This window comes from Enterococcus sp. AZ188, assembly GCF_050544075.1.
Lineage (GTDB): Bacteria > Bacillota > Bacilli > Lactobacillales > Enterococcaceae > Enterococcus_D > Enterococcus_D entomosocium.
The window spans coordinates 2,577,884-2,593,226 of the sequence record NZ_CP172943.1 but is presented as its reverse complement, the minus strand read 5'-3'; the positions used below and the strand labels follow the sequence as shown (position 1 = coordinate 2,593,226).

General features: G+C 44.7%; 10 protein-coding genes. 6 read left to right on the top strand and 4 right to left on the bottom strand.

The genetic code is table 11. The features are described from left to right. Positions 1-24 precede the first annotated feature (24 nt). Positions 25-1,656, bottom strand: a complete 1,632-nt coding sequence (locus IGI86_RS12050; protein ID WP_087665007.1) for a PucR family transcriptional regulator — start codon at positions 1,654-1,656, stop codon at positions 25-27. 130 nt (positions 1,657-1,786) lie between these two features. On the opposite strand from IGI86_RS12050, the gene IGI86_RS12045 reads away from it, so the two are divergent. The 4 genes from IGI86_RS12045 to abc-f all read left to right on the top strand — a co-directional run bounded on the left by IGI86_RS12045 (position 1,787) and on the right by abc-f (position 7,519). Then, positions 1,787-3,001 carry a pyridoxal-phosphate-dependent aminotransferase family protein gene (locus tag IGI86_RS12045; protein WP_429967316.1) on the top strand — a complete coding sequence of 405 codons (1,215 nt, stop codon included), beginning with the start codon at positions 1,787-1,789 and terminating at the stop codon, positions 2,999-3,001. A 151-nt stretch (positions 3,002-3,152) separates the two neighbouring features. After that, positions 3,153-4,403, top strand: a complete 1,251-nt coding sequence (locus tag IGI86_RS12040; RefSeq protein WP_005225368.1) for an MFS transporter — start codon at positions 3,153-3,155, stop codon at positions 4,401-4,403. Between the two features lie 18 nt (positions 4,404-4,421). Next, on the top strand, positions 4,422-5,690 hold the full coding sequence (locus IGI86_RS12035) for a dicarboxylate/amino acid:cation symporter (protein ID WP_429967315.1): 1,269 nt from the start codon (positions 4,422-4,424) through the stop codon (positions 5,688-5,690). Positions 5,691-6,049: 359 nt separating this feature from the next. Next, positions 6,050-7,519 (top strand): ribosomal protection-like ABC-F family protein, encoded by a 1,470-nt coding sequence (gene abc-f / locus IGI86_RS12030; protein WP_429967314.1) that lies wholly within the window; start codon positions 6,050-6,052, stop codon positions 7,517-7,519. Between the two features lie 156 nt (positions 7,520-7,675). Here abc-f and IGI86_RS12025 read toward each other — a convergent pair whose 3' ends face one another. The 3 genes from IGI86_RS12025 to IGI86_RS12015 all read right to left on the bottom strand — a co-directional run bounded on the left by IGI86_RS12025 (position 7,676) and on the right by IGI86_RS12015 (position 11,397). After that, the gene (locus IGI86_RS12025) at positions 7,676-8,821 is read right to left on the bottom strand and encodes a cation:proton antiporter (protein WP_005234488.1); all 1,146 of its coding nucleotides are present in this window, start codon (positions 8,819-8,821) and stop codon (positions 7,676-7,678) included. Between the two features lie 204 nt (positions 8,822-9,025). Next, positions 9,026-9,823, bottom strand: a complete 798-nt coding sequence (locus IGI86_RS12020) for an alpha/beta hydrolase (protein WP_429967313.1) — start codon at positions 9,821-9,823, stop codon at positions 9,026-9,028. After that, positions 9,820-11,397, bottom strand: a complete 1,578-nt coding sequence (locus tag IGI86_RS12015) for a PucR family transcriptional regulator (protein WP_008379210.1) — start codon at positions 11,395-11,397, stop codon at positions 9,820-9,822. The genes IGI86_RS12020 and IGI86_RS12015 overlap by 4 nt, the downstream gene beginning before the upstream one ends. 116 nt (positions 11,398-11,513) lie before the next feature. Here IGI86_RS12015 and fdrA point away from each other — a divergent pair, with 116 nt between their 5' ends. Then, the gene (fdrA, locus tag IGI86_RS12010) at positions 11,514-14,522 is read left to right on the top strand and encodes an acyl-CoA synthetase FdrA (RefSeq protein ID WP_430617320.1); all 3,009 of its coding nucleotides are present in this window, start codon (positions 11,514-11,516) and stop codon (positions 14,520-14,522) included. Then, positions 14,512-15,333, top strand: a complete 822-nt coding sequence (locus tag IGI86_RS12005; protein WP_061054456.1) for a DUF2877 domain-containing protein — start codon at positions 14,512-14,514, stop codon at positions 15,331-15,333. The genes fdrA and IGI86_RS12005 overlap by 11 nt, the downstream gene beginning before the upstream one ends. Positions 15,334-15,343 lie beyond the last annotated feature (10 nt).

Below are 15,343 nucleotides of genomic sequence, written 5' to 3'. Positions count from 1 at the left end.
CGATCCAACTGCTTGATTCGCCTATTAGTCGCCTTCTTCGGACAGCTCAAGGGCTAAGCGCAGATCCAGGCTAATGCTAGGATCATGCACGTTTTTTCCTAGTAGCTTTTGGCACTGTTCGATGCGGTATTTGATCGTATTGCGATGAACGAACAAGGCTTTGGCGGTGCGGGTGATCTCACATTGATAATCCAAGTAAGCCCGTAAGGTTTTGCGCAATTCGATGGTGGCATCTTCTTGCGGAAACGCCAATTCTTTGAGGATCGTGCGGCAGAAATAATGGATATCTTCAGGGCTCATTTTTTCAAATAGACTCCGCATTCCCCGTTGATGGTAGAAAGAGACGATGGGAGAATCATGTTGGCCTCTTCGTTCTTCATAAGCAGTCTTTGCTTCAATGTAGGAGCTGGCTAAATCATTGATGCTTTCACAGACACTCCCTACACCAAAGGCCATTCGAAAAGGCAACCGATTGGTCAAAGCATTGGCGGTCTCAATCAAATGGTCTTCTAAGGCATCACACTTATGCTGCACGAAAATCGCAAAGTGATTGCTGCCCTTTAAGCGAAAGAGACAAACATCTTTGATGCGATAAGGCAGTTGTTCACTAAACCACTGATAGACCAAGTCACTTTCTTCTTTTAGGTATTTGTCTTTGCCTTTGGTTTCTTTGGTTGGTTCGCAGGCACCATAGATGACACGATAATGGCGGGCTTTGACCAACCCATAAGTTTTTCCGAGATCTAACCAATCCTTTTGTTCTTGCTTGGTCGATTGCTGGTATTCGATCATTCGTGTTAAAAAGTCACTTTTTAAATCTTCAAAAGATTCTTGCACTTTTTGGTTTTTGTAGAGCATAAACGACAAGACCAATGCTGCTTGTTCCAGCGCAAAATCCGAGACAGGATAAGGAATCGCCTCAGGATTCAAAATGACTAAATAATGGGGGAAATAAGTGGAGGTTTCAATGGCATAATAAGAAATTTGTGACGTTTTTTCATGAAGATCTTTGATAGGGATTGCCCCGCTTTTTTCACCAGTAAAAACCCCTTTCGTTTGTCCTAATTGATGGATGTAATACTCCGCGGGTTTTGACATGCGGGTGAAATGCTTGGAGTGGGCAATCACTTGTTTAAAAGGATTCAACAAAATGATCGGTGTATTGACCATTTGGCCAAAATCAGCGATAAAGCGAGCGATGCTGACATCCTTCATCAAGGAAGCAGAGAACCGTTTTTGAATGTCTAATGCATAACTCAGCTGCTCGGTTTTGGTGTTCCATAGCAAATTCAAAAGCTGGTGCATCAAACGCCCCAGCGGCATCGTGGCAGGTACTTCTACGATGGGGAAACCCAAGCTATCGGCGTAGGCGATGACTTCAGGATCGATGACATCCAAAAAACGACCAATCTTGATGCCTAATCCAGCGGCATTTTTGGCTACGAGAGAATCGATCAGCTCTAGAAGCGCTCCTTGATTATCTTTATAAACCATCGCCGTGCTTAAGATAAAGGTATGCTCAGGAATATAGTGGGCGATATCGGGGGTCTCGGTGATTTCGATACTGTCGACGGGAATTTCCGCAGTCAGGGGATCTGTCAATAAACGCAAATTGGAAAAGCGTGGTATAGCAAGCAATTCAGCAACTAACTTCATAGAGAAACTCCTTTTGGAATTGAACAAAACAAACAAAAACATGTCCTTTTTTAGCTTTATTGTACAACAAACTTGGAAACGTTGACAAGGCGTTGGACAGTGAAATCAAAAAGAGAAATGAGGGAAAAAGATGTATAAAGAGTTAACGATCGCACAACGTACGATCATGACACCTGGGCCTGTAGAAGCCCATCCAGCTGTTCTACAAGCAATGACCAATCGCATTTTGGGGCAGTTTGATCCGAATTTTTTGGCGATCATGGATGAGGTCAAAGAAATGATCAAACAACCGTTTGGAACCAAAAATAAAGAGGCATTTGCCATTGATGGGACTTCCCGAGCTGGTTTAGAAGCGGCGCTGATCGCTTTGATCGAACCAGGGGACAAAGTCTTGATCCCCGCCTATGGGCGCTTTGCTTTCTTACTTGGAGAAATCTGTGAACGTGCCCAAGCGCAAGTCAAATATGTAGAAAAAGAATGGACGGCTCCTTTTGCACCCGCAGAGGTCATCAAAGAAATCGACGCATTTCAACCCAAGATCGTGGCGATGGTCCACGGGGAAACTGCCAATGGGCAAATGCAGCCGTTAGCAGAAATCGGGCAGTATTGTCGCGCAAAAGATATTTTCTTTGTCGTTGACATGGTGGCGACTTATGGTGGCGTGGCCCTGTCAGTCGATGATTGGTGTGTCGATTTGGCAATTGCCGGTACACAGAAGTGTTTAAGTGTGCCGTCTGGTCTTTCATTAGTGACCTACAACGATCGAGTCGAAGCCGTCCTTAATGCCCGTTACCAAAAAGAATTAGGCTTGAGCAAAACGGATCGAAACAAGCGGTACATTATGAGTAATTACTTGGATTTGAGTCAATTGCAACGCTACTGGAACAAAGAGCGAATCAACCATCACACAGAAGCGACGAGTATGATCTATGCGCTTCATGAAGGATTACGGATGTTGCTAAACGAAGGCCTCGATGCAGCCTATCAACGTCATTTGACGAATGAAGGGGCGTTGGTCGCTGGACTGGAGGCAATGGGGCTTTCGATTTATGGCGAAAAAGCAACCAAAATGCCGACAGTTACCCCCATCTTTATTCCAGAAGGTGTTGATGGCGAAGCTGTCCGAGAAGAGATGCTTCACTCCTTTGGTGTAGAGATCGCTAGTTCATTTGGTGATCTAAAAGGAAAAATCTGGCGGATTGGAAATATGGGCTACAGCAGCCGCAAAGAAAATATTTTACATGTCCTAGCCGCGTTAGAAGGGGCACTATTGTACCAGCAAGCACCAATTTCTGCCGGCAAAGCGCTCATCGCTGCGTTAAATTACTACCAAAAAACGACTTAAAATTTTAGCACAAATGCACAACGACTGAAAGCGCTTTGTGAAAAATGACAAATGCAATAGTCGGCAAAAAAACGTACACTAAGACTATCTTAAAGCGCTTTCGTTGGCGTGCTTCACAAACTTTACTTGTGTAACTGATGGAGGGAAAAAAATGGAAATCAATAAAGAACGTGGTGGGCTTGCCTACTGGAAACAAATTATTATCTTAATGTGTTCAGGCTGGGTCACTATCTGGATTTATCGCGCTGCGTTATCACCGGTCTATCCGCAAATCAATGAGTCACTTGGCGGCAATATTTCTGATACAGCATTAGGATCGATCGCCAGCTTTTACTTTTTCGGCTATGTGATCATGCAGATCCCTGCCGGCTTTTTAGTGGATAAGATTGGGAAGAAAACAGTTCTGCTTCCGGGATTTGTGGTATTTGCACTGGCAGCTTTACTGATTTCACAAGCCTCTTCAATCTCCATGATCTATACCGGTAGCTTTTTAGCAGGGATCGGCTGTGGATCATTTTATGGTTCCGCGTATTCTTTGACCTCACAGAACATTCCGAAAGAAAAGAAGAGCTTCTCAACAGCGATCGTCAATAGTGGTTCTGCCGTTGGTTCAGGGTTTGGGATGATCTTATCAAGCTTTATCGTTATTCAGATGAACATGCCTTGGCAAACAATGATGTATTTATCCGCTTTCTTGATCGTTTGTATGACGATCGCTTTCGCATTGGTGATCCGCAGCAACAAAGAAGACGTAGCTTTCTTGGAGAGTCAAGCAGCAGCTGAAGAAGAAACAACGGATCAGCCGAAAGAAAAAGTTTCCCTTTCGACCTTGTTCTCCCTGCGGATGCTCTTTACGTATGTGTTATATTTTGCGACGTGTTATGCCTACTATATGACGGTTACTTGGTTACCAAACTTCTTAGGAACAGAACGAGGCTTCCAAGGAGTCGCAATCGGCTTCTCTTCTTCATTGGTGGCATTTGCTTCGATTCCTGGGGCCTTGTTCTTTAGCCGCTTGGCAGACAAATACATGCATAAAAAAGTTACCTTTATCGTTATTTTAGAAGTATTAGCGGCGTTGATGTTATTAGTAACGGTGCAAGCAACAAATTCGACCTTCTTAATGATCGCGTTGATCTTGTACGGGTTCCTTGGAAAACTAGCGGTTGAACCAATCATCATTTCTTGGCTAGGGGAAAATGCACCAAAAGTTGGGGTCGGTACGACATTAGGGGTCTTCAACTTTTTCGGCATGATGTCTTCCGTTATCGCACCAACATTGACCGGATCGATCTCGGATGCAACAGGGTCAAAAGTAATGGGCTTTTATATCGCAATTATTTTGTTGATCGGTGGTACATTCTTATTCTTGACTGTAAACTCTAAGAAAACAGCAAAGTAGAAAAGTGAGGAACAACAGATGAAAAAACGATCCTTAAAAATCAGTTTGACCAACCAAATCATGATTGCAACGGTATTGGGGATTTTTTGGGGCGTTTCCTTTCCCGGTTTAGGTGATCAAATGCAGCTAGTCGGGGACTTCTTCTTGCGACTGATTCAAATGTCTGTGGTCGTGTTGGTCATGGGCTCGGTGATTGAAGCGGTGGGGGGACTTGATCCAAAAGAATTAGGTGGGATCGGCGGGAAAGTCTTCCTCTGGTTTACCGGTTCGACCCTCGTCGCCGCTATTTTCGGTCTCTTGTTCGCCTTGATCCTCAAGCCCGGCGCAGGCCTTGACCAGTCGCTGCTGCAAAGTACAGAAACTGCATTAAGTACCAGCAGTATAGAAGAAGTCATCTTGAACTTTGTTCCACTGAACATTATTCAAGCCATGGTGGAGCAGAATATGGTCCAAGTGATTATTTTTTCGCTCTTCTTTGGCCTTGCCTTGAGCTTAATCAAGCATGAAAAAAAGAATCAGCTGTTTCTAGATATGATCGGTAGTTTTAATCATATTTTGTTAAAAATGGTCAGCATGATCATGAAGTTGGCGCCGATCGGGATTTTCGGCCTTGTTGCTTCCTTGGTAGAAGATACCGGCATTCGTGTGTTGGGAATGTTAGCCAGTTTTTTATTGACGTTAGCAGCGGCATCTTTGCTCTTTTTGTTTCTTTGGTTTCTCTTGACGTCGCTCTATTGCAAAGTTTCCTTGTTTCGTTTGATAAAGAATATGTGGCGTCTATCGGTGGTTTCCTTTACGACCACCTCTTCTGCTGTTTCATTGCCGTTTCAAATCGAAGATGGCAAAGAACGATTTGGGATCAGTGATCGAATCAATAAGCTCGTGATGCCTTTAGGCATGACCTTAAATAGCAATGGGCTCTCCTTATTTTTAGCCCTGGCAATCGTAACCGTTGCTCAGGCGTACCAGATCCAATTGAGCTGGGGGGATCTTTTGCAAGTGGTCTTGTTGTCCTCGTTGGCATGCTTGGGAACGATCGTCGTTCCAGGCGGCGGATTAGTCACACTGGCTACGGTTTTACCTATGTTAGGACTGCCTAATGAAAGCATCGCCTTACTGGCAGGGATCGATTGGTTTTCTGGGATGTTTCGGACCCTCTTGAATGTTGACCCTGACGTCACGGTGGCGTTGATCGTTGCTCATGATGAAGGAGAACTGGATCGTGCAATCTTCAATGGTGAAAAAGCCCAGGTCAAATTAGCAGAAAAAATCACCGATGGCGTATAAGACCAATCATTCTTGTGATGAAACTTTACTCTTTTTTGGAAACGTGCTACGATTGATTCGTTGATAGACTAAAGAAGCTTCCTGAAATACCGTAAACGGTAAACAGTAGCGGCTGATTTTCCGCTTGTCATTCAACAGACAAATACGACAAAAAGAGGAGGAAAAAACATGACAGCATCGATGAAATTGTGGATTGACCTTTTGAATAGCTAATTTAAATCTATTTCAAAAGTCTAGGCAATCGTGATTTCAAGGGATGAGTGTCCTCTTTTTTCCAATTTCTTATTAAAATCAGGGTATAGCGGTAGGCTATGCCCTTTTTTTGTGCTTGCGTTTTCCTAGACGGGAAGGACAGACTGATGGAACAATTAAGTGTAAAAATAAACAATCTAATCAAAAATTATGGGGCCAAAGAAGTACTGAACATTGAAGAACTGAGTGCCTATCAAACGGATCGTATCGGGATCGTGGGCGCAAACGGGCAAGGCAAGTCTACCTTGCTGAAGTTGATTGCGGGAGTGGTCGATCCTGATTCAGGAACGATCCAAAAAGAAAATTCGTTTCACTATTTCCCGCAAATCGCTGAGGTGACTGAAAAGACGGAGGCCCTTGACTGGGCGCTGTTCGGTCGTTTTTCGATCCCAACAAATGAATTGGCGACACTAAGCGGCGGGGAGGAGACCAAATACCGGTTGGCACAAACGTTATCTTCCTATCAGTTAGGACTTTTGCTCGATGAGCCAACGACCCACTTGGACCAGCAAGGAATTCAAGTCTTGATTGATGAACTGCAGTATTATTATGGCACCCTGATCGTGGTCAGTCATGATCGGTATCTATTGAATCAGCTGACAACGAAAATCTGGGAAGTCGATCAAGGAAAAGTCACCGAGTATTCTGGTAATTATGACAGTTACCGACAGCAAAAAGAGCAAGCGGCACAGCGTGTTGCCTGGGAGGCTGCGCAGTATCAGCAACAAAAACAGCAGTTGACCCAAGCGATCCAAAAGAAAAAAGAACAAGCGATCAAGAGCAGTCGCATTTCTGAAAAAAAGCGGCAGCAGAACATCCGACCAGACCGTTTGTCGTCATCAAAACAAAAAGACACGGTGCAAAAGTCATTGCAAAAAACAGTCAAAGCCATGGAAAGTCGCTTGGATCAGTTGGAAGAAGTGAAGGGTGTTGCCCGGCAGCAGGTGATTCGTTTTCCGGTAGTCCCTGCAGTGGAGCTGCATAATAAACGACCGATTCGTGGGGAGCAAGTAACCATTCAAAGAGGGGCGAAACGTTTGCTAGACAGCAGCAGTTTCCAGTTTGCTGCCGGGAAGAAAATCGCTATCGTGGGTCCGAACGGTTCGGGAAAGTCGACTTTACTAAAAGAAATCATCGCAGGTGGAGAGGGAATCTATGTATCACCGAAAATCGTCTTTGCGGTCTACGAGCAAATGGGCTATCGAAAAAACAGCACCACACCGCTTTTGACGGAATTGATGGCTCAAACAGACTATCAGGAACCACTGGTCCGCAGTATTTTACACAATCTGGGATTAAGCCAGATTGACGTGATGAAGCCAGTCAATGTGCTAAGCGGCGGGGAAGCGACACGGGTCGAGCTCGCACGCATCTTTACTCAACCTGCCAATGTCTTGATACTTGATGAACCGACGAACTTTATTGATCTACCGACAATCACCGTCTTGGAACAATTGATTCGCAGCTATCGTGGTATGGTTTTGTTCACATCTCACGATCAAGCGTTTATCGATGCCGTCGCGGATGACGTGTGTCTAATCGATCATGGGAAATTAACATTGGTTTCTAGTAACTAGCAGCATTGTCGCTTTTATACCTGTATAGAGAAAAACAGCGCGGGAAAGGAAGCGACCGCCCAACGTTCGATCAACAATCGGCCGTTGAGCGGTCACTACAAAACCCGCGCTGTTTTTTTCGCAATCATCGGTATCGCCTCGCTGTTGCTACATCGCTTAATAAATCTTTTTCGTAAAGTATTTTAAGATCAGGGGAGAGATCAAGGTACTCAACAAGACAACGATCACCAAAGGGGAATACAATGCGGACGAAATCAATTGGTTTTGTTGACCAATCTGTAAAATGATCAATGCCATTTCACCTCGGGAAATCATTCCAGCTCCCACCATCCAAGCACTGTTGTTTGAGAATTTCGCGATTTTCGCCCCGACATAGCCGCCGACCAATTTGGTCATGATCGCGACCACGGTAAAGGCAAGAATAAAGAATAATTGCTCATTTAAGCGGGAAAAATCAACTTCTAAGCCAACGCTGACAAAGAACACCGGAATGAAGACGGCGTAACCTAATGCTTCGACACTGTGTTCCACTTCCTCACGAACCTTCGTTTGACTGACAGCGATCCCTGCGAAGAAGGCACCAATGACCGAGCTTAACCCAACGAGGTCAGCAAGATACGCCATTCCTAAGCAGATGATCAGTGACATGATGATCACCGCGGAATTTGCAAATAGCTTTTCTGCAAGTGCCAATAAGAACGGAGCAATCCATTTCACTAATAGAAAAATCAACACAAAATAAATCAATTCTACCAATAAGGTGACCGGCAGTGGTGTTGCTTGGCTGCTTTCGCCGCCTAAAAAGGAAAGGCTAAGACTCAAAACCAACACGACCAAAATATCATCCACGACGGAAGCACCAAGAATCGTCGACCCTTCTTTCGTATTCACCACATTCAACTCTTTCAATACTTCGACAGAAATACTGACTGAGGTGGCAGCTAATACGATCCCGAAAAAGAACGCTTCTGTGGGACTGCTTTGAAAACCGACCCCCGTGGCATACCCGAAGAGCATAGGGAACACGATCCCCAAAAGGGCAACGAGCATCCCTGGACGAAAATAGCGTTTCAATAAAGAAATATCACTTTCCAATCCCGCTAAAAACATCAGCAAAATAACACCAATCTCTGAAAAATCATGAACCAGAATATCTGGATGGACCCAATTGAGTCCTGCGCCTCCTAATAAAACCCCCGCTAACAACTGCCCGATAACAGCAGGAACGCCCATCCGTCTCGCCAGATGCGAGAAGAGGGTCGTCGTGATTAGGATCAAACACAAAATCCCGACAAAATGCATAAAACCTCATCCTTCTTTCCTATAACATACTCCCCTTTAGTATAGCATTCTCTCTTGAATTGAGCCTGTATCAAGCCTTTTTTTATTAAAAGAGTTTCATTAAACCACACGTTTTTTGAGATAAGGAGGAAGCGAAGGCAATCAGAGTTTTTCTGTGCACTCGTCGAAATAAAAAAACATTATTTTCACTTTACTTGTATCAAATTATTGTTTGAGCCAACGGGCGAGCTGCTGAAACACCATTTGGACTTGCGGCTCCTCGACGTTTTTCAAAAAGTCGTGGGGCAAATCATAGACAGGGACAAATTTGCTTTTAGGCACTTTCTTCAAGCCTTTGCTGTAACGAAAAGGAACTTCCTCATCGGTATTGCTGGCACTGCTGAAAATTGGAGGAAATTGAGCAAGCAGCTCAGGATCAATGGCATAGTCAGAAAGAGCTTCAGCTGTTAGACCATAGATCGTGGTGAGTTCTTGCTGTTGAACCCAATAAACATAAGGCAAATAGCGCTGAAACTGCGGATCATCCCAAACGATCTCGGTTTGATCCAAAGAAGGGACTTGCTCTTTGCTTAAGAGCGGCTGCTGCAAGACTCGTTTGTTTTCAATAAAAGAAAGATCGGTATACCCATAAAAATTGACCAGTTTTTCAGGCAATCCCTGTTGTTCCTTCAGTAATTGCTGGGTCAGCGCCAGCATCAAATAACCGCCAGCTGAGCGTCCGCAGAAACAAAACGGGTTATCTTTAAGCACAGTTGCTTGCAATTCTTGAAAGTTCTGCCAGTTCATTGCTAAAATCTCCGCTAACGAGGAATTAGGTGCCAGCACATAATCGACTGTGAGGACGCTGTATTGCTGCGCTTGAAATAGTGTGATCAGTGATGCGGGAATGTCTTGGCGCGTTCCATAAACAAAACCGCCGCCGTGAAAATAAATCAGGTATTTCTCCGAAGCAGGATAAAGGGTCACGGAAGCACCGGTGGTCAATTGCCATTCTTTTTTCATTTTGCTTGACTCCTTTTTTGAAGCTCTAATAAATAGGTGCCGATCTCGTAATTGACTAATTGGATCGGACTTGTTAGATCGATCTCTAGTAGCTGTTCAATTTTGCTTAGCCGGTAGCGAATCGTTTTGGCATGAAGAAACAAGGTTTCAGCCGTATTTTTGTAATTGCGATTCGTGATAAAAAAGGTGTACAGCGTTTTGAACAGCTCTTCATTTTCTTCCGAAAGTTGATACAGCTTCGGGGGAATGCTTTGCTGCAGCTTTTCCAGTTGGTTCTCCTTGATAAAGGAACTAAAGATACCTAAGTCGCTATAGGCAATGATCGGCGCCAAATAAAACTGCCGATTGAAGCGGATCGCATCCAAACACTCTGGCAGGATCTCTTTGATCTGTTCCTTGCGTAAGACTTCGCTGACCACCAAGCAGCCATGTTCATCGGCTAGCAGGGCATCATCAAAATGTGTCTGCAGCATCTGTTTCGTCACCTGATGGGCGATCGATTGGAAATTATAAAGGATCACCAAATAATTATGGTGTTCGAAAAAGACGTGGGGTGTTTTCAACGCCCGTAGCTTGTGTAAAACGACGGACTTACGCTCCTTATCTTTAAAGCTGTTGGAAGCAAAGGCAATGCCTTGGTAGAAATCATAGCGATCCAGTTGCGCTTCTTCTAACAAAAGATCCAGCTCAGCCAAATTGCTAGGAGTGTTTTGCAAGATCGCATCGGCAAGATTGTTCATGCGATTGTAGCGCTCTTTCTTCAACAAATACGCCATTTGGAGGCGTTCATAGATGACGTCGATTACATTTTCAATGATCATGACTTTTGCCTCAGGGATCTGCGAATCTTTCTGATAAACGATCAGGGTACACAGATCATTGTAAGGATTGATGATCTCTACTTTGATGGCAGTCACATATTGATTGTTCTCATGAGAAAATAATTCCAAATATTCGTAGTGGTTCTTGGTAAACTCGATGGTCTTCATAGGTTCTTGTTTGGTCACCACGAAATTCTTAAAGGATTGACCGACGGACACATGCACATCTAAATGGGGGATGCGCAAAGAACAAGGCTTTTCGATCAATTGATAGAACTCTTGCATGATCTGATCGAAAGAAGAGTGGTTGCGCTCGACTTTCATGAAGCGCTGGCGAACTTCGTAATAGGTACGCAGCAGCTGGGTTTGGTGATTCAGCAATGGTTCGTAAACCGCTAGCATGATGGCTTCATAGCTGACTTCTTGCTGTACTTTGATCAAAGGGATCTGATAAGCAAAGCTAAGCTCAATCACCCAATCTGGAATCATAGGGATCAAGCGATCCACTTTGATCACTAAACCGCTGACACCGATTTGCTGCATTTTTTCAAAAAAAACACGCAGTTCCTCAGGCGATTGGTCTTTGAAGGCATAAAAAGAAGTCAAAATCAATTGATGGGCTTTGCTCCATTTTTCGATATCCATCGCTTCCAACACCATAACGGAACCAACGGAATTTGTTAAACCAATGGAGCCAGTCAGGACTTTACTTTTTTCAAAAAGCGGCAGTTCAACCAATTCTTTTAATTTCATAAAATGCTCCTTTTTTCTCTTTTGGATAAAAAGTATAGCATTTTTTTAGAACTTTATCCAATGAAAACGCAAACAAGGCTCGTTAGAATGAGAGTATAAGAAAAGGAGGAGAACAAATGCTGCACACAGTAATCTTAAAGAATAACTACCAAGATTCCATTAACTTAATGCTGCTGACGAATACGATCAATGATCTAGGCGATGTCGAAATGAGTCAAATCATGATGGGGACGGATGCAAACAAAGATATATTAAATAACACTGGATTGCTTTCTAAAGAGGCAGAAGGTGCTTCACCCAACGATATGATGATCGTGGTCGATAGCCAAAACGAACAGATCATGGATCAAGTAATGCCAGCGATCGATTCATTTTTAGCTGATCTTTCAGCAAAAGATCAAGGCAAAGAAACGCCAGCGGCGGCTTCATGGCAAGAAGCCTTGAGCGCAATGCCGGATGCCAATGTTGCACTATTTAGTATTCCTGGGGAATATGGTGCTGCCGAGATGGAAAAAGCCTTGAAAAATGACTTGCATGTATTCTCGTTTACGGACAATGTTGCTATCGAAGATGAAGTGCGTTTGAAACAGCTGGCTCATGAAAAAGGCTTATTGATGATGGGGCCAGACTGTGGGACCGGTATTATTTCCAGCATTCCGATTGCCTTCACGAATGTCGTGGCACCAGGAAACATCGGTGTTGTTGGTGCCTCTGGTACGGGGATTCAAGAAGTGACGACGATCATTGACCGATTAGGCGGTGGTGTCGTTCATGCCATCGGGACCGGCGGACGTGACTTAAGCGACAAAGTTGGGGCGATCACTGTCAAAGATGCCATCGTTGCTTTAGAAAATCATGAACCGACAGATGTGATTTGCGTGATCTCGAAACCACCTGCAAAAGAAGTGCGGGATGAAGTCGTTCAATTGCTACAAAGTATCAGCAAACCTGTAGTAGCGATTTTCTTAGGAGAAAAACCAGAAGCCCATGAAGGAAAAGTCTATTTGGCACATACGCTGGAAGAAACAGCGCGCATCGCTGTTGATCTTGCCAATGAAGAACCCGTCAAAGCGAACTATTTTGAACGCGTGGCAACCCCAGATGTGCCCAAACTCGCTGAAGACAAAGTGGTCAAAGGTCTTTATTCTGGCGGTACATTAGCTGCCGAAGCAGGAATGCTGATCTCCGAAGCCTTGAATCTAGAAGGCCTTGTAAAACAAGAAGGCTATATCTTGCATTCCCACGGCTATGATGTGATCGACCTTGGTGATGATATCTATACCCAAGGCAAACCGCACCCAATGATCGATCCTGAAGTGCGCATCAAAAAAATCGAAGACTATGCGCAAGATGAGCAAACCGGGGTCATTCTATTTGATGTGGTGCTAGGTTACGGCGCGCATGCAGATATGGTAGGAGCTTTGTTACCAGCTATCGAAGCTGCACAGCAAACAGCCCAAGCAGCTGATCGCGCGTTGTACTTTGTTGCTACCGTCTGCGGAACTGAAAAAGATCCGCAAAACTACCAAGAAGCGGTCAACCGTTTGAAAGCAGCTGGCGTCTATATGGCACCAAGCAATGCTCAAGCAGTGCAATTAGCCCTAGCTTTAAAAGGGGCGACTCTTTCTGAAGCAGACAAAACAGTCAATGACTATATTGGTAGCAAGGTTGAGGTGCCGACAGTCAGCGAGAAAGTAATGGACCTGTTGACCACCAAACCACGGATCATCAATGTTGGCTTGCAAAGCTTCAATGAATCGATCCTGCAATATGGCGGGAAAACAGAACAATTCAACTGGCGTCCTCGTGCTAACGGCAACAAGAAAATGATCCGTATTTTAGACGCGTTAGAAGAATTTGACGAAAAAATCACAGCTGAAAACCAAGCAGTGACGGATAAAATCAAAAATGCCCAACCATTCTTGATCGATGTCGTTCCGGCTAAATCAGTGATCGCTGAATTAAACGAAAGTCAGAAAACCTTGCTGCATGCAGGACCGCCGATCCAATGGTCGGAAATGACGGGACCGATGCAAGGATCTTGTATCGGCGCTGCCTTGTTTGAACGCTGGGCGAAGGATGAAGACGAAGCCCGCCGCCTACTAGAAAGTGGGGAAGTCCGCTTTATGCCATGTCACCATGTCCAGGCAGTCGGTCCAATGGGCGGGATCACTTCAGGGAATATGCCTGTCTTTGTGGTTGAAAACCGCCTTGTCGGCAACAAAGCCTACTGTATTTTGAACGAAGGGATCGGTAAAGTCTTGCGATTCGGTGCTTATTCACAAGAAGTCATCGATCGTTTGGATTGGATCAAAGACGTCTTAGGACCAACCATTGCCAAGGCATTAAAACTAACTGAAGAAGGCATCAATTTGAATGTATTGATTGCCCGGTCGATCACAATGGGGGATGAATTCCATCAACGAAATATTGCAGCATCATTGAACTTCTTGAAAGAGATCGCGCCGTTGATCATCCAAACAGAAATCGATGAAAAGCAAAAATATGAAGTGATCAAGTTCTTAGCAGATACCGATCAGTTCTTCTTGAATATCATGATGGCAACCGGCAAAGCCATCGTTGACGGTGCCCGTGTCGATGCCAAAGGAACGATCGTGACCACCATGACGAGAAACGGCGTCAATTTTGGGGTTCGTGTCGCCCAAACAGAAGACCAATGGCATACTGCACCAGTCAATACGCCGAAAGGTTTGTACTTTACTGGGTTTACCGAAGCAGATGGCAATCCTGATATTGGGGACAGTGCCATTACTGAAACCGTCGGTGTCGGAGCAATGGCGATGGTAGCCGCACCAGGTGTAACACGCTTTGTCGGCGCTGGTGGCTTTGAAGATGCGCTAGAAACTTCCAATGAAATGGCAAAAATCTGTTTCGGTCATAATCCGACCTTCTCGATCCCAACATGGGACTTCCAGGGGACTTGTTTGGGGATCGACATCCGGAAAGTCGTTGAAACAGGCATCACCCCAATCATCAATACTGGGATCGCCCATAAAGAAGCAGGTGTCGGTCAAGTCGGTGCAGGGACGGTGCGTGCACCGTTAGGCTGTTTTGAAAATGCCTTGACGGCTTATGCGAAGGATCTGGGGATCGATGTTGACTGAGAAAATCAAAATCAGTGATTATCTAGACCCATTGCAACGATTCGGTCGTACCGGTCGGGTGCATAGCGTGTTTGATCGTTCATTCAATGTGATGATCGGGCAGCAGCTGGTCAATATCAACAACTATCGCAACTATTTGACTGGCTTCGGAGTCTTTTTACCAGATGCATTGTTTGAGCAAGTCCTGCCTTTGATCGAGGTCGGCAATCGCGTGCAAGTCCGAGAGCATGGTCTGACCTTTTACAGCACAAAAGGAACATTTTCTCTTTCATTAGAGGAAAAAGAATTGGTTTCGCTGCAGGTGAAGGAGCTATCCTTCACCTCTGCGGAATTGCAGCTTTTGAAAGAAATCCTGCTTCAACAAAAACTAGAAACCAAGATTGGGTTGCCCGAAGATGAGAAAACCCAAGCAGTGTTTGCGGCATTGCGGCAGCCTGTCTCAGATTGGGAACCAATCATTGCTCACCTGATTGGCCGCGGCAAAGGATTGACACCTAGCGGCGATGATCTTTTAGTTGCCTATCAAGCGATGCTCTATGCCTTGCAGCAGCCGGAAGCTGACGCGTTAGCGCAAGCATTGGCAAAACCGCTGTCTACGACGGATGTCAGCCTTGCTTATATTCAAAGTGCCAGTCAAGGGTATGTCAATTCTCTGATGCTGCAATTATTCAAAGACTTAAAAAAGCAAAACCCACAAGTGATTGAAAAAGATGTGCAGCAGTTGATGTCCGTTGGTCATTCGTCAGGCAAAGATCTTAGTTTTGGGTTGTTGTTAGCGTTGGAGTCATTGTCACTTGAGGAAAAAGAATAGAAATGGGGAG